The organism is Phenylobacterium sp. SCN 70-31 (assembly GCF_001724605.1).
Classification (GTDB): domain Bacteria; phylum Pseudomonadota; class Alphaproteobacteria; order Caulobacterales; family Caulobacteraceae; genus Phenylobacterium.
Map to the genome: position 1 here is coordinate 312,504 of NZ_MEEX01000004.1, position 20,269 is coordinate 332,772.

The 20,269-nt window shown below is 70.6% G+C and carries 22 protein-coding genes; 8 read left to right on the forward strand and 14 right to left on the reverse strand.

The window, feature by feature from the left end; translation table 11 throughout:
• Positions 1–61: 61 nt before the first annotated feature.
• Positions 62–808 (reverse strand): Bax inhibitor-1/YccA family protein, encoded by a 747-nt coding sequence (locus ABS78_RS03850; RefSeq protein ID WP_293375122.1) that lies wholly within the window; start codon positions 806–808, stop codon positions 62–64.
• Between the two features lie 116 nt (positions 809–924).
• On the opposite strand from ABS78_RS03850, the gene thpR reads away from it, so the two are divergent.
• Both thpR and ABS78_RS03860 read left to right on the forward strand, forming a co-directional pair.
• A complete protein-coding gene (gene thpR / locus ABS78_RS03855; RefSeq protein WP_293375125.1) occupies positions 925–1,458 on the forward strand; it encodes an RNA 2',3'-cyclic phosphodiesterase in 534 nt (177 codons plus the stop codon).
• Between the two features lie 247 nt (positions 1,459–1,705).
• The gene (locus ABS78_RS03860; RefSeq protein WP_293375128.1) at positions 1,706–2,377 is read left to right on the forward strand and encodes a PEPxxWA-CTERM sorting domain-containing protein; all 672 of its coding nucleotides are present in this window, start codon (positions 1,706–1,708) and stop codon (positions 2,375–2,377) included.
• A gap of 59 nt (positions 2,378–2,436) precedes the next feature.
• On the opposite strand, the gene ABS78_RS03865 is transcribed toward ABS78_RS03860, so the two are convergent.
• Entirely contained in the window at positions 2,437–2,862 is a 426-nt protein-coding gene (locus ABS78_RS03865; protein ID WP_293375130.1) for a metallopeptidase family protein, read from the reverse strand.
• Positions 2,855–3,424, reverse strand: a complete 570-nt coding sequence (locus tag ABS78_RS03870; RefSeq protein ID WP_293375133.1) for a hypothetical protein — start codon at positions 3,422–3,424, stop codon at positions 2,855–2,857. Before ABS78_RS03870 ends, ABS78_RS03865 begins: the two co-directional genes overlap by 8 nt.
• A gap of 83 nt (positions 3,425–3,507) precedes the next feature.
• On the opposite strand from ABS78_RS03870, the gene ABS78_RS03875 reads away from it, so the two are divergent.
• Positions 3,508–5,829: a PAS domain-containing sensor histidine kinase gene (locus ABS78_RS03875; RefSeq protein WP_293375135.1), complete on the forward strand. Its 2,322-nt coding sequence runs from the start codon at positions 3,508–3,510 to the stop codon at positions 5,827–5,829.
• 286 nt (positions 5,830–6,115) lie between these two features.
• On the opposite strand, the gene ABS78_RS03880 is transcribed toward ABS78_RS03875, so the two are convergent.
• A complete protein-coding gene (locus tag ABS78_RS03880; protein WP_293375137.1) occupies positions 6,116–6,754 on the reverse strand; it encodes a hypothetical protein in 639 nt (212 codons plus the stop codon).
• Positions 6,755–7,069: 315 nt separating this feature from the next.
• Here ABS78_RS03880 and ABS78_RS03885 point away from each other — a divergent pair, with 315 nt between their 5' ends.
• Positions 7,070–9,190 carry a redoxin family protein gene (locus ABS78_RS03885; protein WP_293375140.1) on the forward strand — a complete coding sequence of 707 codons (2,121 nt, stop codon included), beginning with the start codon at positions 7,070–7,072 and terminating at the stop codon, positions 9,188–9,190.
• A gap of 50 nt (positions 9,191–9,240) precedes the next feature.
• Positions 9,241–10,233: a D-2-hydroxyacid dehydrogenase gene (locus ABS78_RS03890; protein ID WP_293375142.1), complete on the forward strand. Its 993-nt coding sequence runs from the start codon at positions 9,241–9,243 to the stop codon at positions 10,231–10,233.
• A gap of 28 nt (positions 10,234–10,261) precedes the next feature.
• On the opposite strand, the gene ABS78_RS03895 is transcribed toward ABS78_RS03890, so the two are convergent.
• The 9 genes from ABS78_RS03895 to ABS78_RS03935 form a co-directional block, all read right to left on the reverse strand.
• Positions 10,262–10,585, reverse strand: coding sequence for a phosphoribosyl-ATP diphosphatase (locus ABS78_RS03895; protein ID WP_293375145.1), 324 nt, complete (start codon positions 10,583–10,585; stop codon positions 10,262–10,264).
• Entirely contained in the window at positions 10,582–11,355 is a 774-nt protein-coding gene (hisF, locus tag ABS78_RS03900; RefSeq protein WP_293375148.1) for an imidazole glycerol phosphate synthase subunit HisF, read from the reverse strand. Before hisF ends, ABS78_RS03895 begins: the two co-directional genes overlap by 4 nt.
• Positions 11,356–11,365: 10 nt before the next feature.
• Positions 11,366–12,088, reverse strand: a complete 723-nt coding sequence (gene hisA / locus ABS78_RS03905; protein WP_293375151.1) for a 1-(5-phosphoribosyl)-5-[(5-phosphoribosylamino)methylideneamino]imidazole-4-carboxamide isomerase — start codon at positions 12,086–12,088, stop codon at positions 11,366–11,368.
• Positions 12,085–12,720, reverse strand: a complete 636-nt coding sequence (gene hisH / locus ABS78_RS03910; RefSeq protein ID WP_293375154.1) for an imidazole glycerol phosphate synthase subunit HisH — start codon at positions 12,718–12,720, stop codon at positions 12,085–12,087. Before hisH ends, hisA begins: the two co-directional genes overlap by 4 nt.
• 10 nt (positions 12,721–12,730) lie before the next feature.
• Positions 12,731–13,321 carry an imidazoleglycerol-phosphate dehydratase HisB gene (hisB, locus tag ABS78_RS03915; protein ID WP_293375157.1) on the reverse strand — a complete coding sequence of 197 codons (591 nt, stop codon included), beginning with the start codon at positions 13,319–13,321 and terminating at the stop codon, positions 12,731–12,733.
• 4 nt (positions 13,322–13,325) lie between these two features.
• Positions 13,326–14,315, reverse strand: a complete 990-nt coding sequence (locus ABS78_RS03920) for an adenosine kinase (RefSeq protein WP_293375160.1) — start codon at positions 14,313–14,315, stop codon at positions 13,326–13,328.
• Positions 14,316–14,379: 64 nt separating this feature from the next.
• Entirely contained in the window at positions 14,380–14,988 is a 609-nt protein-coding gene (locus ABS78_RS03925; RefSeq protein ID WP_293375163.1) for a DUF1190 domain-containing protein, read from the reverse strand.
• 16 nt (positions 14,989–15,004) lie between these two features.
• Positions 15,005–15,418: a DUF350 domain-containing protein gene (locus ABS78_RS03930; protein WP_293375476.1), complete on the reverse strand. Its 414-nt coding sequence runs from the start codon at positions 15,416–15,418 to the stop codon at positions 15,005–15,007.
• Positions 15,418–16,065 (reverse strand): DUF2491 family protein, encoded by a 648-nt coding sequence (locus ABS78_RS03935; RefSeq protein ID WP_363082620.1) that lies wholly within the window; start codon positions 16,063–16,065, stop codon positions 15,418–15,420. The genes ABS78_RS03930 and ABS78_RS03935 overlap by 1 nt, the downstream gene beginning before the upstream one ends.
• A 78-nt stretch (positions 16,066–16,143) precedes the next feature.
• On the opposite strand from ABS78_RS03935, the gene ABS78_RS03940 reads away from it, so the two are divergent.
• From ABS78_RS03940 to ABS78_RS03950, 3 genes are read left to right on the forward strand one after another with little or no spacing between them, the layout of a single operon-like run.
• Positions 16,144–16,809: a DUF2170 family protein gene (locus tag ABS78_RS03940; RefSeq protein ID WP_293375166.1), complete on the forward strand. Its 666-nt coding sequence runs from the start codon at positions 16,144–16,146 to the stop codon at positions 16,807–16,809.
• Between the two features lie 9 nt (positions 16,810–16,818).
• Positions 16,819–17,583 carry a PspA/IM30 family protein gene (locus ABS78_RS03945; RefSeq protein ID WP_293375169.1) on the forward strand — a complete coding sequence of 255 codons (765 nt, stop codon included), beginning with the start codon at positions 16,819–16,821 and terminating at the stop codon, positions 17,581–17,583.
• 37 nt (positions 17,584–17,620) lie between these two features.
• Positions 17,621–18,784: a glutathionylspermidine synthase family protein gene (locus ABS78_RS03950; RefSeq protein WP_293375172.1), complete on the forward strand. Its 1,164-nt coding sequence runs from the start codon at positions 17,621–17,623 to the stop codon at positions 18,782–18,784.
• 12 nt (positions 18,785–18,796) lie between these two features.
• On the opposite strand, the gene tldD is transcribed toward ABS78_RS03950, so the two are convergent.
• Positions 18,797–20,227 (reverse strand): metalloprotease TldD, encoded by a 1,431-nt coding sequence (gene tldD / locus ABS78_RS03955; RefSeq protein WP_293375175.1) that lies wholly within the window; start codon positions 20,225–20,227, stop codon positions 18,797–18,799.
• Between the last annotated feature and the right edge of the window lie 42 nt (positions 20,228–20,269).

Genomic DNA, 20,269 nt, shown 5'->3' on the forward strand with positions numbered 1-20,269 from the left:
TCGGATACGAAAAACCCCGGCGGTCGCCCGCCGGGGTCCGTCGTTCCGGTCTGCGTGAAACCTAGCGGCGGTCGCCGAAGAGTTGCAGCAGGAATTGGAAGAGGTTGATGAAGTTGATGTACAGGCTGAGCGCGCCGTAGTTGGTGGCCACGCCCATGGCCGCCTGGTCGCCGCCCAGGTCGTAGTACTGCATCTTCAGACGCTGGGTGTCGTAGGCGATCAGGCCCGCGAAGATGAACACGCCCAGCACGCTGATGATGAACTGCATCATCGAGTTCTGCATGAAGATGTTCACCACCGAGGCGATGATCAGACCGATCAGGCCCACCAGCAGGAAGCTGCCGAAGCCGGTCAGATCCTTCTTGGTGGTGTAGCCGAACAGGCTGAGGCCGCCGAAGGCCGTCGCCGTGATCAGGAACGTCTGGAAGATGGACGCGCCCGTGTAGACCAGGGTGATGCCGCCCAGGCCGGCGCCGATCAGCGCCACGATGGTCCAGTAGAAGACGCCCGAGCTCTTCGGCGAGGCGTTCTTCATGGCGAACATGCCGAACAGGATCACCGCCAGCGGCGCGAAGGCCACCACCATGCCCAGCGTGGTCATGCCCCAGCCGCGCGCCGTCTGTACGTAGAGCAGGTCGCGGACCGGCGGGAACTGGCCGGTGATGTAGGCCAGGACGGCCGAAACCACGAGGCCCAGCGCCACCTTGTTGTAGACGCCGAGCATGAAACTGCGGAGGCCCGCGTCCACCGACATATCGGCGCGATCCGCCGGGATCGAGCGCGCGTAGCCGTGGTTGTAGTCGCTCATGAGAGCAAAACCCTTGAGGTTGCGCGTCCCCAACCGGACGCGCGTGAAATATCGGGATGAAACCGTTGCGAGGCAAGGGCTGCCCGATCACGACAAGGTCAGGCTAGAATGCGCGCATGATCCGCCTCTTCGCCGCCCTGGCCATCCCGGAGGACATCGGCCTCGCGCTCCAGGCGCGCCAGACCGGTATCGAGGGCGCCCGCTGGCGGCCGCTGGAGGCGCTGCACGTGACGCTGCGGTTCTATGGCGAGATTCGACAGGACGTGGCCCGCGACCTCGACGCCGAACTCACGACGATCGCGGCCCGGCCCTTCTCCATCGAACTCGAGGGCGCGGGGGCGTTCGACGACGGCTCGGACATCCACGCCGTCTGGGCCGGGGTGGCGGCGAACGCCGAGCTGTCGCACCTGGCCGAGGCCTGCGAGACCGCGGCGCGCCGCGCGGGCCTGAAGCCCGAGAAGCGCAACTACAAGCCGCACGTCACCCTGGCCTACCTGCGGCGGCCCGACCCGGCCGAGGTGGGCGGCTGGATCCAGGCCAACAACCTGCTCCGGTCGCCGCCCATCTTCATCGACCGCTTCGGCCTCTATTCCAGCCACCAGAGCCGCGACGGCAGCCACTACCGGCTGGAGGCCGAATACCGGCTCTGACGCGCGCTCGCGCACGTCCGCGAGCGATCCGCCCAAAGCGCAGGCGTGCTCGCACATGCAATCAGCAGTAGGGGTCGATTAAACCAATACGGGAATTTTTTATACACCAATAGGTCGAGCTATGTGGACTTCGTCACAATCAAAAGTAATGGTTACCGCGCGTCCGGCCTCGGTATCCGCGTGAGTTTCGATCGTGGGGATGGCGCATGTTTCAACCCACCTCCAAGCCCCTCGGAGCCTGTCCCCCATGAAGACGAGACTTCTCGCAGCCCTCACGGCCGCCACGGCGCTGGCGGCGGCCGGAACCGCCCACGCCCTCACCGTCATCGATTTCGAGGGCGATGTGGTCGGGTCGGTGGCTGAAGGCTTTTCCGCCGCCGGCTTCCCGGAGCTGGTCTTCTACTCGGACCTCGGCGCCGGCCTCGAGATCGGCGACTACGACGTCCAGTCGGACGGCAAGGCGCTGCTCGCCCAGTCCGACACCAACGGCAACTTCATCCGCGGCGAGTTCACCGACGGGGTCCACTCGTTCCTGTCGATGACGTTCGGCAACGACGATCCCATCTTCACCAACCCGGGCGACCGGGCGGTGCTGACCGTCTTCCTGGGCGGGGCGCTGGTGGGGCAGACGTTCGTGATTCTCAATCGGAACGACGTGATGGATCAGACTATCGCCTTCACCTCCGGGCCGTTCGACAGCTTCACCTTCGCCTACACCGACGCGGCCGGGAATCCGTTCACCGGCGGCGGCGGGGCCGGCGTGGGGCTCATCGAGATCATCGACAACATCACCTTCGACACCCTGTCCGCGGCGATCCCCGAGCCGTCGGCCTGGGGGATGATGATCCTGGGCTTCGGCGGCGTGGGCGGGATCCTGCGCCGGCGCCGCGACCTGGTGGCCGCGCCCTCACGGGCCTGACCGCGCGAACCGCCGGGCGGCGCCGCCGAACCGCACCCCTCGGCGGCGCTCGCCTCGCTTTAGTCCGCCGCGGCCTCGATGGCGTCGATGTCGCCGTCCGACAGGCCGAAGTGGTGGCCGATCTCGTGCACCAGCACGTGGGTCACGAGCTCCTCGAGCGTCACCTCGCCGTTCTCGGCCCACTCGTCGAGGATGGGCCGGCGGTAGAGGAACACCCGGCTGGGTTCGGAGGCGGCCAGCACCGAGCGGTCGGCCAGGCTCACGCCCGAATAAAGGCCCGTCAGGCCGAACGGGTCCTCGATCCCGAGGTCGTCCAGGACGTCGTCGGGGGGGAAGTCGTCGACCCGGAAGATCACCTCGCCGGCCAGCTGGCGAAAGCCTTCCGGCAGGGCGGCGAAGGCGCGCGCGGCCATCTCGGCCATCTCGTCCAGCGACGGTGCGCGGCCCCAGCGGAGATCGGCGGGAGGTTGGGAATCGTCACTCATCGGGCATCACGATATGCGGGGCTTCGGGCGGACGCACCTCGAAGAGGCCGATGTCGAGCGGCTGCTGCGGCTTGATCGGCCGCAGCGGCGCCCGGGAGATGGCGCGCAGGGCGTCGGCGTCCAGCGACTGACCGCCCTTGCGCGCGGCCCGCGCCTGAGGGGCGTCGAGGGGGCGTTCGGCCGTGCCGACCCGCCAGTAGGACACGCTGAGTCGCCACACCGTCCGCGTCGCCCGGGGCGGATCGGGCCAGCGGCGACCCTCGGCCATGACCGGCGCCAGCGGGCGCGGCGGCGGCGGCGCGCCTTCGGCCACCTGCTCCACCAGACGGCAGAAGCGGTCCTGCGGCTCTGGGGCGGCGCCAGTCCGCTCGTCCTCCACCCGGCCGGCGTAGGCGTCGAGCGCCGCCTCCCGGGTGGCGAAGGCGGGACCCACGGCGTCGGTGGCGAACACGACCGCCTCGCCGGCGCGCCGGCGGGCCTCGCTCTCGCGGGCGGCGCGGCCCAGCGGGCGACCGAGCGCCAGCTCGGCGTTTCCCGCCACGGGATAGAGGATCGCGGTCATCGGGCGCATTCTCGCTGAATTTCCCTGCCGATAGAACGGCGGGCGGGCCTTAAGCTCGCGGAGACTGATTCGCCGGGGCGTCGATGAACGCGCAAGACCTGATGCTGGCGGCGGCGGCCGGGGCGGTGAGCCTCGCCATCTCCGCCGTGCTCTGGGCGCTGGCCCAGCGGCGCGCCGGCGACCGGCGCGTGGCCGACCTGCGGTCGCGCATCCGCGCGCTCGAGGCGGGGGCCGAAACCGCCCAAGCCTCGGTCGAGGCCTTCGACTCGGCGCTGCTGGCGGTGGAGGACGGCCAGGCGCTGCTGGCGTCGGGCGACGAATCCCTGGGCCTCTGCTGCGAGGCTCTGGGGCTGCCGCATGCGGACGCCCAGTCCCTGCTCAACGCCCTGATGCGCGCCGACCCCGACCATGCGCGGCGGCTCCGCGGCCTGATCGAGCGCGGCGAGCCCTGCGCCTTCGAGGTCAAGGGGCCGGCAGGCGTGGTGACGGTGGAGGGCCGCGCCTCCGGGGCCCTGGCCTGGCTGCGGGTCTCTGCGGCGCCGGGCGACGACCAGGGCCTGCCGACCGCGCCGCGCTTCGCCGCCTTCCTGAACGCGCGCGCCTGTCCCGCCTGGATCGCCGCGGCCGACGGATCGCCGGTGTGGGTGAACGCGGCATGGCTGAAGGCGGTGGACGCCGGCAGCCTGGACGAGGCCGTCCAGCGGGGCGCGGCCTTCGACCGGGGCGCCGACGCCATCGCCAGCGAGGCCGCCAACCTGGGCCAGCGGCGCGAGGCCGTGCGCTGGCTGTCGTACGGCGGCCGCCGCCGCGCGTTCCTGATCGCCGCCCAGCCGCTCGAGGGCGGCGGCGTCGCGGTCTGGACCGAGGACCATACCGACCTGGAGGAGGCGCGCGAGGAGACCAAGCGCAACCTCGCGGCCCACGACGAGACGCTGAATCACCTGGACGACGCCGTGGTGATCTTCGACCGCGCCAAGCGGCTATCGTTCCACAACACCGCCTTCGCCGAGCTGTGGGGCCTGGAGCCTGCCTGGCTGGGCGAACAGCCCACCCACGGCGAGGTGCTGGACCGCCTGCGACAGCGCCGCCGCCTGCCCGAAAGCGTCGACTACGCGAAGTGGAAGACCGCCGAGCTGGGCCGCTACGAACGGCTGGAGCGCCAGCCGGACGACATGTGGAGCCTGCCGGACGGGCGCACGCTGCGCGTCGTGCGCCAGCCCCACCCGCTGGGCGGCCTCCTCCTCCTGTTCTCGGACATCACCGGCGAACTGAAGCTCAAGACCCAGTACAACGCCCTGATCCAGGTGCAGCAGGCCACGCTGGACAAGCTGTCGGACGCCGTGGCCGTCTTCGGCTCGGACGGGCGGCTGCGCCTGCACAACGAGAGCTTCGAGCGCTTCTGGAACATCACGCCGCTCCAGCTCGAGGCGGCGGCCGACTTCGAGGGCGTGGTCGAGCTCTGCGTGCACAAGCTGCACGACATGGCCTTCTGGAAGGAGCTGAAGGGACGGGTCGCCGACCCCGACCCGACGGCTCGCATGCCTATCGGCGGCGAGGTCCAGACCTCGGACGACCGCATCGTGGAGTACCGCACCCGGCCACTGCCGGACGGGGCGACCCTGATCGCCTTCACCGACATCACCGACGCGCGACGCCTGGAGACCGCGCTGGCCGAACGTGAGCAGGCGCTCACCGAGACGGAACGGCTGAAGCGCGACTTCGTCGGCAACGTCTCGTACGAGCTGCGCACGCCGCTCACCACGATCATCGGCTATTCCGAGCTTCTGGAGCTGCTGGGCGAAGGCCTGCCCGACCGGGCAAAGGCCTATGCGGCCGCGGTGAAGGCGGCGGCGACACAGCTCGCCCGGTCGATCGACGACGTGCTGGACATGGCCCAGATCGACGCCGAGGAGATGGCGCTGGACCTGGGCGACGTGGACGTGGCCGAGCTGTTGATCGAAGTGGCGGCGCGCTGGCGGTCCGAGGCCGAGGCCAACAAGGTCTCGATCGTGCTGGAGCGGCCGGGCGACGTGGGCGTGATCCGGGGCGATCGCCGGCGGCTGGCCCAGATCCTCGATCACCTGATGGAGAACGCCATCGGACAGACCCCGGCCGGCGGATCGGTCTCGGTGTCGGCGCGCAAGGCTTTGGGCGAGGTCCAGCTCCAGGTGTCGGACACCGGCCGGGGCATTCCCTTCCACGTCCAGGCCCACATCTTCGACCGGTTCATCGGCCGCGAGCGCGGCGGGCCGGGCCTGGGGCTGGCGCTGGTCAAGGCGCTGACCGAGCTGCACGGCGGCTGGGTGGCGCTGGAGAGCGAGCCGGGCGCCGGCGCCACCTTCACCTGCCATCTTCCCGAGGAAGCGCACGCCGTCACCCAGCCGGAGCTGGGCTTCGCGAGCTGACAGGCTATCGGCCATGCGGACGCGCCGCCTCGCGGCGTCGCCGGGGGCGGACGTCGGGCGGTTTCGTTCGGCCGGTGTTGTTGGGAATGTCCGGTGCGGGCTGGAGGCTGTCAGGGACCGGCAAGGTGAGAAGAGCGGGTTGTCGCCTCACCGTCCTCCGTCCGCGCAGCAGGGTGGGGGGCTTGCCCGGGAAGGTCGAGCCTGAGACTCGCCCCCTCCCCCGCCCTGCGGGCGGTCCCCCTCCCCCGCCGGGGAGGAGGACGGCGCGCAGAGCCACCATAAGTCTCTAGGGCGGCCCTGTGGCGCGGCGAGCGGGCGGCGGTCGGCCTCGCGGAGGGTTTCCGGAGCCTGGATTTCGGGAAGGGGGCGTTGCGGGGCGGGGCCTCTCGAACGGCGATCCCCCGACGGGCTGAACGACCGGGGCAGGCTGGGCGGCGTGCGCGGTCTGGCGGGCGACGCCGGCGAGAAGTTCGCGCAGGGTTGGAAGCTCGGCGGGGACCGGTCCCGGTAGGGCCGCGGCGTCGTCGGCGACGCGGTTCAGGGTCCTGAGCAGGAGGGGCAGGCTGGCGGGTTCGCGCTCGCGCTCGCGTTCCCGTTCGGTCTCGCGCCAGTCGGGACGCTCTGTTTCGGGACGCTCTGTCTCGGAGGGGTCGGTCTCGGAGCGGTGGGTCGTCTTGGAGTGGTGGGTCTCGGGGCGGGGTATGGCTTCGATCGCCGTCAGGCGGCGCAGTCGCATGCGAAGCGATATGGCCATGCGGACGGAGAAGAAGCAGCGCTCGAAGAGGCGGTAGCACTCGACCTTTTCTGAGACCGCGACGGCGTGCTCGGCCTGTTCGGCGAAGGTCTTGCCGAGGCGATAGGCGCAATCGCCGAGCTCGAGGAGCTGTCCGAAGGCGGGATCGTCGGCCGACATGAGAACAAACATAGAACAAACATCGTTCGGCGTCAAGGCCACTCCCGGCGGGTCCGATTGCGCCGGGTCGGAACAGGCGTTGGTCGGGCTGCGTTGGTCGGGGCTGCGCGACGGCGCCCGGCGACCCGACCGTGGCCAGTCGCCGGGCAGGGGGTCATCGCGTGGCGGTGGGGCCACACGGGCAGGCCGCGCCTCATCTGAACATTGATCAGAAATAATGATGCAACGTCGGTCTGCTGGCTTATGATCACACGTAACGTGAAAATCTGAGATTGAACCTGGCCGGGGCGGAAGATCCCGACGGCGTTCCTGGGAGGACTCTCGACCATGACGAAGGCGCGTATTTTCGCCCTGACCTCGACGGTGGCGGCCCTGAGTCTGGCGCTGGCCGGCTGCGCCAGCGACGGCGGCGCGCCCAGCGCGCTGGACTCGGCCTCGGCGGCTTCGGCCACCGAGGCGATGGCCAGCACCGGCCTGCCCGCGACGATCGACAATTTCATGCTCGCCGACACCGACTACATCGGCCACGAGCTGTTCCGGATGAGCAACGCCAAGGCGATCGTGATCGTCACCCACGCCAACGGCTGTCCCATCGTCCGCAACCTGGCCCCCGCGCTGCGCGACCTGACCGCGAAGTACGAAGGCAAGGGCGTCGAGTTCCTGATGCTGAACTCGGCCAACCAGGACAGCATGGACGCCATCGCGGCCGAAAAGGCCGAATACGGCTTCAACCTGCCGATCCTGAAGGACGCCAACCAGCTCGTGGGCGAGCAGCTCGGCGTGACGCGGACGGCCGAGTTCATCGTGGTCGATCCCAAGACCTGGAAGATCACCTACCGCGGCCCCCTGGACGACCGGCTGGACTACGGGGTGCAGAAGGCCGTCGCCACCCACACCTGGGCCGCCGACGCCATCGACGCCACGCTGGCCGGCCGCCCGGCCATGGCGGCGACCAAGCCCAGCCCCGGTTGCCTGGTCGATTTCCCGTCGCGCACGCAGACGGCGAAGATCTCGTACGCCAAGGACGTGGCGCCGATCCTGGAGGCCAAGTGCGTGGCCTGCCACGTGGAGGGCGGGATCGGGCCGTTCGCCATGACCAGCTACGACATGGTCAAGGGCTTCTCGCCGATGATCCGCGAGGTGATCCGCACCGACCGGATGCCGCCGTGGAACGTCAGCGCCCACGTGGGCCAGTTCGCCGACGACAAGAGCCTGTCCCCGGCCGAGATCAAGACCGTGGTCCACTGGATCGAGCAGGGCGCGCCGCGCGGCGACGGGCCCGACCCGCTGGCCAAGAAACGTCCCGCGGTGGCCCAATGGCCGCTCGGCAAGCCCGACCTGATCCTGGAGATCCCGGCCTACACCGTCCCGGCCTCGGGCGTGGTGGACTACCAGCGGCCGATCATGGTGAACCCGCTGACCGAGGGGAAGTGGGTGAAGGCCTCCAGCTTCGTGGTGAACCAGCGCCAGGCGGTGCACCACTTCCTGACCGGCTACATGAGCGAGATCCCCAAGGACGGCGTGGGCAACGAGTCCCGCTGGGGCGCCTCGATGGGCGGCTACGCCGTGGGCGCCGAAAGCACCCTGTGGCCGAAGAACGTGGGCACCTTCCTGCCGCCGGGCGGCGCCATCGGCGTCCAGGCCCACTACACGCCCTTCGGCAAGGAGGTGACGGACTCGTCCCTGCTCGGCCTCTACTTCTACAAGGACGGCGAGAAGCCCGGACTGGTGATGCGCAACTCGGTGATCGTGGACCCGACGATCTCGATTCCGCCGGGCGCGGCGCGGCACAAGGAGACCGCCTACGTCGAGTTCCCGAAGGAGGCGCTGCTCTACTCGGCGTTCCCGCACGCCCACTATCGCGGCTACGCCTCGGACCTGTGGATCGAATACCCGAACGGCGAGAGGAAGCGGCTGCTGGCCATGCCGCGCTACGACTTCAACTGGCAGCGGGAATACACCTTCGCCGAGCCGCTGAAAGTGCCGGCCGGCTCCCGCCTGATCGCCAACTACTGGTACGACAACTCGGCCCAGAACCCGGCCAATCCCGACCCGAAGAAGCATGTGGTCTGGGGCGACCAGTCGTGGGAGGAGATGTTCTACACCGCGATCCGCTACCGCTGGGTGGACGAGACCTCGTCGAAGCTCACCGACTACGACGACCAGATGAATCGCGGCCGGATGCTGGGCATGCTGGACGACAACCTGGACGGCAAGCTCCAGAAGTCCGAGCTGCGCGGCGAGATGGGCCAGCGGATCAGCCAGTTCTTCGCCATGATCGACAAGAACCAGGACGGCGAGCTGGACCGCGCCGAGCTGGCGGCGATGCAGGCGATGATGGGCCGCCGCCGCGAACAGGCCGCCCAGCCCTCGCCGACGGCCCAGGCTCCGGTGCAGGCTCCGGCGCAGACTTCCGCTCCGGCGGCCAAGGCGGGCGGCGGGCGCTAGCCTTACCGGTCGCTCCCCGGCTAGACAGGGCTCCAGCCGGGGAGTGACCGATGCGCCTACTGATCTACGAACCTTCGTTCCGCCGGCTCGAGGCGGAGATTTCGGCCCTCGGTTCGGCGGTCGAGCCGCTGCTCATGTCGGACTCGGGCGAGGTGACGCTGAACGGCGCGCCCGTCGCCGAAGACGCCGTGAACGCCGAGGCCGCCTGGACCAACGCCGACGTGTTCTTCGGGCCGTGCGCGCGGGCCTTCATGAGGGCCATGCTGAAGTCCCCGGACCTCAAGTGGGTGCAGAGCGGCGCGGCGGGGTTCGACAACGCCGTCTTCGGCCAGATCGTCCAGAAGGGCGCGACGCTGACCACCAGCCACGGCCAGGCCGTGGGCATGTCGGAGTACGTGCTGGCCGGCGTGCTCGACGCCTTCCAGAACGGGCCGCAGCGGCGGGCGCACCAGGCGGCCGCACAGTGGGAACGCGTGCGGTTCCGCGAGATCAACGGGTCGCGCTGGCTGATCGTGGGCTTCGGGGCCATCGGCAAGGGCGTCGCCGACCGGGCGCGGGCCTTCGGCGCCCAGGTCACCGGGGTGCGCCGCAGCCAGGAGGCCGATCCCTCGGCCGACCGGATCGCGCCGATGGCCGACCTGCCGGCGCTGCTGCCGGAGAGCGACGTGGTGGTGCTGTGCTGTCCGCTGACGGCCGAGACCCGCCACGTGGCGGACGCCGGCTTCTTCGCCGCCATGAAGCCGGGCGCCGTGCTGGTGAACGTGGGCCGCGGCGGGCTGGTGGACGAACCCGCGCTGCTGGCCGCCCTGGACCGGGGCGTGCCCGAGCATGCGGTGCTGGACGTCTTCGAGACCGAGCCCCTGCCGGCCGAAAGCCCGTTCTGGCGCCACCCCCGCGTCAGCCTGACCCCGCACGCGTCGGGAATCACCGATGGCCAGCACGTGCGCAACGACCGGCTGTTCGCCGAGAACCTGCGCCGGTACGTGACGGGCGAGGGGCTGCTGAACGTGGCCGATCCGAAGGACGTGCTGGCCGGACGCTGAGGGGCTGTCGCGGGCGCGACAGGCTCCTTCAGCGCTTGCGCGACGCCTTCTCGGCCAGGCCCGAGGTCCCTTCGCGGGCCTCGAGGCGCTCGGCCACGTCGTCCAGGCTGACGCCGGCGGCGGCGATCAGCACCAGCCAGTGGTACATCAGGTCGGCGCTCTCGGCGGTGAGGGCGTCGCGGTCGCCCTGGGCGGCGGCGATGACGGTCTCGACCGCCTCCTCGCCCATCTTCTTGGCGGCCCGGTCGATGTCGGCCAGGAGCTGGGCGGTGTAGGACGTGGAGGTATCGCCGTCGCGGCGGCTCTCGATGGTGGCGGCCAGCCGGCCGATGACGTCGGTGAAGCGGCTCATGCGGCGACCCCCTCGATCCGGCGCACGGGCACGCCGGCGGCGGCCATGACGGCCTTGGCCTCGCCGATCCCCACCTCGCCGAAGTGGAAGATCGAGGCGGCCAGAACCGCGTCGGCGCCGGCCTTCACGCCGTCCACGAGATGCTGCGCGTTCCCCGCGCCGCCCGAGGCGATTACGGGCACCGGAACGGCCTGCGAAACGGCGCGCACCAGGTCGAGATCGTAGCCGGTCTTGGCGCCGTCGCGGTCCATGGAGGTGAGCAGGATCTCGCCCGCCCCGTGCTTCACGGCGTCGACGGCGTAGTCCACGACGTCGAGGCCCGTGTCCTCGCGGCCGCCGTAGATGAACACCCGCCAGCGGTCGCCCACGCGCTTGGCGTCGATGGCCACCACCGTCGCCTGCGATCCGAAGGCGTCGGCGCAGCCCGAGACGAGCGTCCGGTCCTTCACCGCGGCGGTGTTGATGCTGATCTTGTCGGCGCCGGCCAGCAGCAGGCGGCGCGCGTCCTCGACCTGGCGGATGCCGCCGCCCACGCTGAGCGGCATGAAGCACACCTCGGCGGTGCGGGCGACCACGTCGAAGATGGTGCCGCGGTTCTCGTGGCTGGCGGTGATGTCGAGGAACATCAGCTCGTCCGCGCCGGCGGCGTCGTAGGCGCGGGCCTGCTCCACCGGATCGCCGGCGTCGCGCAGGCTGACGAACTGGACGCCCTTCACCACCCGGCCGTCCTTGACGTCCAGGCAGGGGATGAGGCGCACCCTGAGGCTCATCGGGGCAGGCTCAAGCGGCGATCCCCAGCGCCTGCGCGGGGTCGATGGCGCCGTTGTACAGCGCGCGACCCAGGACGGCGCCGGCCACGGGCACGCCCTTGCGCGCCTTCAGCTTCACGATGTCGTCCACGCTGGCCAGGCCGCCGGCGGCGATGACCGGGATCGAGACGGCGTCGGCCATGGCGCCGAACGCCTCGACGTCGAACCCCATGACGGTGCCGTCGCGGTCGATGTCGGTGACGATGAGGGCGGCGACGCCCGCATCCTCGAACCGCCTGGCCACGGTGATCGCCTCAAGGTCGGAATCGGCGGTCCAGCCGTCGACGGCGACCTTGCCCTTGCGCACGTCGACGCTGACGGCGATCTGCTCGGGGAAGAGGCGCGCCGCCTCGAGCACGATCTCGGGCTGTTTCACGGCCACCGTGCCCAGGATGACGCGGCTGACGCCCGCCTCGATCCAGCGCTCCACGTCGGCCAGGGTGCGGATGCCGCCGCCGAGCTGGACCGGCACGGAGACGGACGACAGGATCGCTTCGACCGCGGTGGCGTTGACGGCCTTGCCCTGGACGGCGCCGTTGAGGTCGACCACGTGGATCCAGTGGAAGCCGGCGTCGACGAACGCGCGCGCCTGGGCGCCGGGATCGGTGTTGAACACCGTGGCGGTCGACAGGTCGCCGTGCAGCACGCGCACGCACTGGCCGTCCTTGAGGTCGATGGCCGGGTAGAGGATCAAGGTCGCCACTCCAGGAAGTCGGACAGCAGCCGCAGGCCCGCAGCCTGCGATTTCTCGGGGTGGAACTGCACCCCCGCCAGGTTGTCGCGGGCGACGGCCGCGGGGAAGCGGCCGCCGTGGTCCACATAGGCCGCCACGTGCGCGGAGTCTTCCGGGAACATGGCGAACGAGTGGGTGAAATAGACGGGCGCGCCGGCTTGCAGGCCGGCCAGCACGGGATGGTCCGTCACGCCTTCGAGATTGTTCCAGCCCATGTGCGGAACCTTCAGGGCGGGGTCGGACGGGGCGATGCGGCGCACGTCGCCGGGAATCCAGCCCAGGCCCGGCGTTTCGCCGAACTCCAGCCCGCGGCCGGCCATGAGCTGCATGCCCACGCAGATGCCGAGGAACGGCGCCCCGCGTTCCAGCACGGCGGCGTTCAGGGCCGCGATCACGCCGTCGCGGGCGGCCAGGGCCGCCATGCAGGCGGCGAAGGCGCCGACGCCCGGCAGGACGATGCGATCGGCGCGCGCCACCGTGTCGGGATCGTGGGTCACGACGATGTCGGCGCGCCCGTCGGCCGCGCGCACCAGAGCCTTTTCGGCCGAGCGCAGATTGCCCGACCCGTAATCGATCAGGGCCACCCTCTGCATCGCGATGATCCTAGAGGACGCCCTTGGTGGAGGGGGCGTGGCCGTGGGTCTTGGGGTCGATCTCGACCGCCTGCCGCACCGCCCTCGCCAGGGCCTTGAAGCCGCTCTCGGCGATGTGGTGCGAATTGGCGCCGTACAGCGTCTCGAGGTGCACGCAGGCGCCGCCGTTCATGGCGAAGGCGTGGTGGAATTCCTTGAACAGCTCGGTGTCCATGTCGCCCACCTTGGGCGTGCGGAACTCGACCTTCCAGATCAGGTAGGGCCGGTTCGAGAAGTCGATGGCGCACCGGCTCAGGGTCTCGTCCATGGGGATATAGGCGTGGCCGAAGCGGCGGATGCCCTTGAAGCCGTCCAGGGCCTCCTTGATGGCCTGGCCCAGCACGATCCCGGTGTCCTCCACCGTGTGGTGCATGTCGATGTGCAGGTCGCCCTTGGTCTCGACCTCGATGTCGATGCCGCCGTGGCGGGCGAAGCTGTCCAGCATGTGGTCGAAGAAGCCGATGCCGGTGGACACCTTGGCCACGCCGGTCCCGTCCAGGTCCACGGCGACGCGGATCTGGGTCTCCTTGGTGTTGCGGACGACTTCGGCCTTGCGGCTCATCGCTTCAGTATCCTTTCGACGCGGCCAGTTCGGCCAGCGACACGGCCGGACGCGGCCCATAGTGCGAAATCACCTCGGCCGCCGCCAGCGACGCCAGCTTGCCGCACTGATGGAGAGGCCGGTTGCGCGACAGGCCGAACATGAATCCGGCCGCGTATTGGTCGCCCGCGCCGGTGGTGTCCACGACTTTTTCCACGGGCGCGGGATCGATCGTCAGGCGCTGGCCGTGGTCGATGACGACCGAGCCCTTCTCGCTGCGGGTGACGGCGGCGATCTTCACGTGCGGGCGGAGCTGGTGCAGCGCGTCGTCGAAGCGGTCGGTCTCGAACAGCGCCTTCAACTCGGCCTCGTTGGCGAACAGCAGGTCCACCTGGCCCTTGATGAAGCCCAGCAGGGCGGCGCGGTGGCGCTCGACCACGAAGCTGTCCGAGAGCGTCAGCGCGATCATCCGGCCCGAGCCGTGGGCCAGGGCCGCGGCCTTGGCGAACGCGCGCCGCGCGGCCTCGGCGTCGAAGAGGTAGCCTTCGAGGTAGACGATCTTCGAGGCCTCGACGACCGCCTGGTCCACGTCGTCGTCGGTGAACTCGACCGAGGCGCCGAGGTAGGTGCACATGGTGCGCTGGCCGTCGGGCGTGACGTTGATCATCGAGACGGCGGTGGCCGGCCCGCCGCTCAACGGCGCGTTCTCGAACCGGGCGCCGATGGCCCGCATGTCGTGGGCGAACACGCGGCCGAGCTGGTCGTCCGCCACCTTGCCCATGAAGGCGCCCCGGCCGCCGAAGCTGGCCAGGCCCGCGATAGTGTTGGCCGCCGAGCCGCCCGAGGCCTCCACCGCCTGGGCCATCCTGGAATAGATCGCGGCGCTCTGGTCGGGATCGACCAGCATCATCGCGCCCTTGGTCAGGCTGTTCTGCGCGAGGAAATCGTCCGTGCAGGGCGCGATCACGTCGACGATGGCGTTGCCGATGGCGGCGACGTCGTAGAGCTCTGACATGGCTGGCGGAATTCCCCTCGCGTAGGCGGCGGGGCTTACAGGGAAAGCGGTGGAGTGGCTACCCTCACCCGCCCCAGCGGCTGCCCGAATAGCTCCGGCTGCTCATGTTGCCGCCGAAGCCGCCGCGGGAGATGACGCCGGCGCGGCTCTGGACCTTGGCGGGCGGCTGGTAGGCGTCGGGGGGATCGAAGCCGCGGGTCCCGATGCGGGTGCGGCCGGTGGTGTAGTCGGTCCAGACCCGGCCGCCGGAGCCCGTGTAGAAGCCGCCGTCGCGCCAGTCGCGGTAGAGACCCCGGCCGCCCCAGCCGCCGTCCAGCATCCGGCCGACGACGAAGCCGGCGACGAGCGGGCCCCAGAACGACCCCCCGCCGTTCGCCTCGCTGCGCGGTACGCACTGGCCGGCGCCGTACACCTCCTCGCAGGCGCCCTGGGCGGCGTAGCGCGGCGCCTTGTCCTGATCTTCGAGGGCGGCCGTCTCGGCGGCCTCGCAGGCCGCGTCGGGCACCTCGTCGCGGTCCTTGCACTCCTGGAGCGTCCGGTAGGCGTAGGCGTCCACCGAGGCGCCGGGGTTCTCGATCCGCACCGTCGGCGTGGCGTTGTCGCCGCAGGCGGTGAGCGAGACGCCGCCCGCGGCCATCAGGGTGGTGAGGGTGAGCGTGCGCGAGCGCTTCATGGCGAGGCTCCGCCGCTCAGGCCGTCATGCAGGCGGCGTTCAGCACGCCGACCACCAGGGAGATCGACAGCAGGTAGAGGGCCGTCGACATCTCGCCGCGCGCGATCCGCTCGGAGACGTCCGGCAGCGCGATGCGGCGCACCAGCCAGAAGGTCGCGATCTGGATCGCGCCCGCCAGGACCGCCCAGGCCACGAACTCGGGCAGGCTGGACGTATGGGTGAGCGCCGAGGCCAGCGGGATCACATATCCCAGCAGCGCGCCGCCCAGGGCCACGGCCGCGGCGCTGTTGCCGGCCCGGATCAGGGCGCCTTCGTCGTGCGGCGTGATCCAGCGGTACAGCGCCTTGAAGATCAGGGTGAAGCCGCCCGCGGCGAGGAAGGCCAGCGCGAAGCTCAGGGCGCCGGACCCGAAGGCGTTGGGGTCGAACATCATGCCTCGAACTCTCCGATATCCAGCGGAATGCCCACCATGACCTCGTGGGTCAGGTCGCCGCCCTCGGGCTCCATCGCGATGGCCAGCAGCAGCTCGCGGCCCTCGCCCGGCAGATCGCGGGCGAAGAGCATGCAGGTCTGGTAGATGCGCCGGGCGTGGCGGCCCGACCGGTCGTCGAAGACCTCTTCCCAGAAGCTCACCGGCTCCTGGCGCGCGTCGCCGTCGCCAAACCAGTAGCGGCGGAACGCGGGCAGGCCCTCGTCGTCGAAGGCCGGCGCCCGCAGGCGGTCGGCCCATGTGCGCTTCGCCCGTGCGTCGGGCGGCCAGACGCTGGACCATGGCATGAAGAGGGTGAAGTCCTGGGCGCCCCTACCGTCGGGGTCCGGGCTCACCATCTGAAGCATCAGATGGTCGTCGGTGTAGAAGCGATGGACATAGCCGTCGGCGCCCAGGTCCACGAGGCCCTGGGCCGTGATCGCCAGCACGTCGTGGTCCAGGCGGAACCGCGCCTCGGACCCCAGGCGCCGCCAGGCCAGCGGATCCAGGCGGACCGAGCGGCCGATGGTGACGTTGCGCACCACCGGGATGGCGGCGTCGGCCGCCGCCGTGTCGCGTCCGCCGCCGAACAGCTTCCGGAAGATCACGTCATGGGTCCTCTCGACGACGGAGCATAGACCCGTCTTGCGCCATGTCAAACATACGCGTATGCATATCGCGAACGCATGGCACGGTCGAGCGACAAGGCGGCGGGCCTCAGCCCCGCGGAGCGCACCCGGCTCTGGCGCAAGGAACGCCAGCGCCTGGGCCTCGTGAAGCTGGAGCTGTGGGTCCCCCCCGGCGCCAAGGCCGACGTCCAGGCCGCCGCGCGCGCGATCATCACGGCGTCGAGCCGCGGACCGGCGCTGTCGAGAAACCCCGACCCTCCGCAGGAACCCAAGCAGATGGATCATGTCATCGACACCGACTGGTCGGTGAAGAGCCTGGCCGAGGCGCTGGCCGCCACCCGGCTGTTGCGCGAGGGCGAGCTGACCGCCCGGGTGATGGAGGGCGCCGAGCCGGTGCTCCAGGTCACCATGCACGAGTTCGGCGACCTGCCGGTGTTCGTCTCGGCCGGGTCCGAGCAGATCGTGGTCTCGGCCCTGCTGTGGCCGGTGGACGAGCAGAAGGACCAGGCGGCGTTCAACGTCTTCCTGCTCAAGGCGCAGAAGCTGGTGCCGCTGTCGAACTTCGGCATCACCACGGTGGCCGGGCGCGACTACTACGAGGTGTTCGGCGAGCTGTCGTGCAAGACCACGCTGCAGACCGTGGTGATCGAGCTGCGCACCCTGGCGGAGAACGCCATCCAGGCGGCCGACGAGCTGCGCGACACCTTCGCCTCGGCGGCCTGAGGAGACCCCATGTCGATCTTCGCCAAACTCATCACGCTCTTCCGCGGCACGGCGCACGAGGCCGGCGCCGCGGTGGTCGACGCCAACGCGCTCCGCATCCTGGACCAGGAGATCCGCGACGCGGACGCCGCCCTGGGCCGGGCGCGCGACGACCTGGCCACCCTGGTCGCCAAGCGCCGCATGCTGGAGAAGGAGCTTCAGAACCTGGGCGACCAGGCCACGCGCTACGAGGGCTCGGCCCGCGCCGCGCTCGACAAGGGCGACGAGGCCCTGGCGCTGGAAGTGGCCCAGCGGATCTCGGAGCTGGAGACCGAGGTGGGGCTGAAGACGCCCCAGCTCGCCGAGATGCGCGCCGCCGAGGCGCGGATGCACGAGACGATCGCCCAGACCCAGCAGAAGGTCGAGACCCTGCGCCGCGAGATCGACGTGGTGAAGGTGAACGACAGCGTCCAGCGGGCCCAGGCGGCGGTGGCCTCGCGCGGGGCTGGCGCCCAGGCGTCGCTGGGCTCGGCCGCCGACAGCCTGAAGCGCATCAAGGAGCGCCAGGCGATCCAGGACGAGAAGTTCAAGGCCGCCGCCGAGCTGGAGGATCGCCGCACCGGCGCGGACCTCGACGCCAAGCTGAAGGCCGCCGGCATCCTGCCCGGCCACGCCTCGGCCAGCGACGTGCTGGCCCGGCTCAAGGCCCCGAAGGACGAGCCGCTGCAGATCGAGGCGCCCCGTCTCCAGATCGAATCGCAGCCGGTTCCGGTCGAGCGGGGGGAGAAGGGCTGAGCGCTTTCCCGATCCGCCGCGTCGCGGGGGCGCTGAGATGAAACGTGTCCGCACCGCCGAGCGCCCGGGATGGGACGCGCGCGCCGACGCGCTGGGGTTCACCTGGCGCCATCTCGACGGCGCGCGCTACTGGGACGAGCGGGCGTACTACGCCTTCTCGCTCGAAGAGGTGGAGCGCGACCTCGAGGCGCCGGCCCTAGAGCTGCACCAGATGTGCCTGGCGCTGGTGGACGAGGCGGCGCGCAGCGAGGCGCTGATGGCGCGGCTGGCGATCCCCGAGGCCTCGCGCGACGACGTGGCCGACAGCTGGCTGCGGCGCGATCCCTCGCTCTACGGCCGCTTCGACTTCGCCTACGACGGGACGGGGCCGGCGAAGCTGTTCGAGTACAACGCCGACACGCCCACCAGCATCTACGAGACGGGCACGTTCCAGTGGATCTGGCTGGAGGACATGATCGCCCTGGGCGCCCTGCCGTCCGACGCCGACCAGTTCAACAGCCTGCACGAGAAGCTGGAGCAGCGGTTCCGGGCCATCTTCCCCGGCGGCGGCTTCGTGCATTTCGCCGCCGATCCGGAGTCCGTCGAGGATCGTCAGACCGTCCGCTACCTGGAGGACATCGCCGCCCAGGCGGGGCTGGAGCCGAGGTTCGTCCCCATCGGCGAGATCGGGCTGGACGCCGACGGCCGGTTCGTGGACGCGGACCGCTACATCATCCAGGCGATCTTCAAGCTCTATCCCTGGGAAGAGATGTTCCGCGAGCCGTACGCCGCGAACATCGCCGGGTCGCGGACGCGGTTCCTGGAGCCGCCGTGGAAGGCGGTGCTGTCGAACAAGGGCCTGCTGCCGCTGCTGTGGGAGCGTCATGCGGGCCATCCCAACCTGCTGCCGGCCTTCTTCGAGGACGATCCGGCGATGGCGGAGCTGGGCCGTTCCTACGTGCGCAAGCCGCTGTTCAGCCGCGAGGGCGCCAACATCGAGCTGGTCCAGCGCGGCCGCCGGGCGAAGGTGCTGGACCAGGGCTACGGCGCCGAGGGCCACATCCGCCAGGCGCTGCATCCCATCACGGCCTTCGACCGCAACTATCCCGTGATCGGCGCGTGGATCGTCGGCGACGAGCCGGCCGGGATCGGCGTCCGCGAGGATCGCAGCCGCGTGACGAAGAACCTCAGCCGGTTCGTGCCCCACGCGATCCTGGGATAGCCCCGGCCCGCCTCAGACCGCCGTGCCGCCGACCGTCAGCCCGGTGATCTTCAGGGACGGCTGGCCCACGCCCACCGGCACGCTCTGGCCCGACTTGCCGCAGACCCCGATGCCGGGGTCGAAGTCGAAGTCGTCGCCGATCATGGTCACGCGGGTCAGGGCCGAGGGGCCGTCGCCGATCAGGGTGGCGCCCTTGACCGGCGTGGTCAGCCGGCCGTCCTCGATCAGGTACGCCTCGGTGCACTGGAAGACGAACTTGCCGCTGGTGATGTCCACCTGGCCGCCGCCGAAGTTGGCGCAATAGAGGCCCTTCTTCGTCGAGGCGATCATTTCGGCGCGCGTGTGGCCGCCGGCCAGCATGGCGGTGTTGGTCATCCGCGGCATGGGCATGTGGGCGTAGGACTGCCGCCGGGCGTTGCCGGTGGGGGCCAGCCCCATCAGCCGGGCGCTCATCCGGTCGTGCATGTAGCCCACCAGGACGCCGTCCTCGATGAGAATGGTCCGCTCGGTGGGCGTGCCCTCGTCGTCCACGGTCAGCGAGCCGCGGCGGCCGGGGATGGTCCCGTCGTCGAAGACGGTGACGCCCGGCGCGGCCACCCGCTCGCCGATGCGGCCCGAGAAGGCCGAGGTGCCCTTGCGGTTGAAGTCGCCCTCCAGGCCGTGGCCGACGGCCTCGTGCAGCAGCACGCCGTTCCAGCCGGGGCCCAGGACCACGTCCATCTCGCCGGCCGGGCAGGGGACGGCGTCCAGGTTGGTGAGCGCCTGGCGCAGCGCCTCGTCCACCTGGGCCTGCCACTTGTCGGGGCCGATCCAGGCTTCGAAGCCGGCGCGGCCGCCGGCGCCCGTGTAGCCCGACTCGCGTCGGCCATCGCGCTCGACGGTGATCTGCACGTTGATGCGGCTGAGCGGGCGAACGTCGCGGATCAGCCGCCCGTCGGCGCGCAGGATCTCGACCGTGCGCCGTTCGCCGGCGATGGAGGCCATCACCTGGACCACCCGCGAATCGCGGGCGCGGGCCCAGGCGTCGATCTCCTGAAGCAGGGCGACCTTGTCGGCGAAGGCGGGCGAGGCCAGCGGGTCGTCCTCTCCGTAGAGCTTCGCATTGGTGGCGCGGGGCGCCTCGGCGGACGTTCCGGCATAGCCGCGCTTCGCCAGGCGGGCCGAGTCGGCGGCGCGGCGGATGGCGGCCTCGGACACCTCGGAGGCGTGGGCGTAGCCCGCCGTCTCGCCGGCCACCACGCGCAGGCCGAAACCCTCGGTCGAATCGTACGAGGCCGACTTCAGCCGCCCGTCGTCGAACAGGAACGACTCGCTCTCGGACTTCTCGACGAACAGTTCGCCGTCGTCGGCGCCTGCGAGGGCGTCGCCGAGAATGGCCTGGGCGCGGGCGGGATCGACGCCGGCGGCGTCGAGGAGGGAAGGAGCGGAGACGGGCGCGTTCATGAGGAGAAGATAGTGAGTGGCGGGCAGGGCGTCACCCATTGC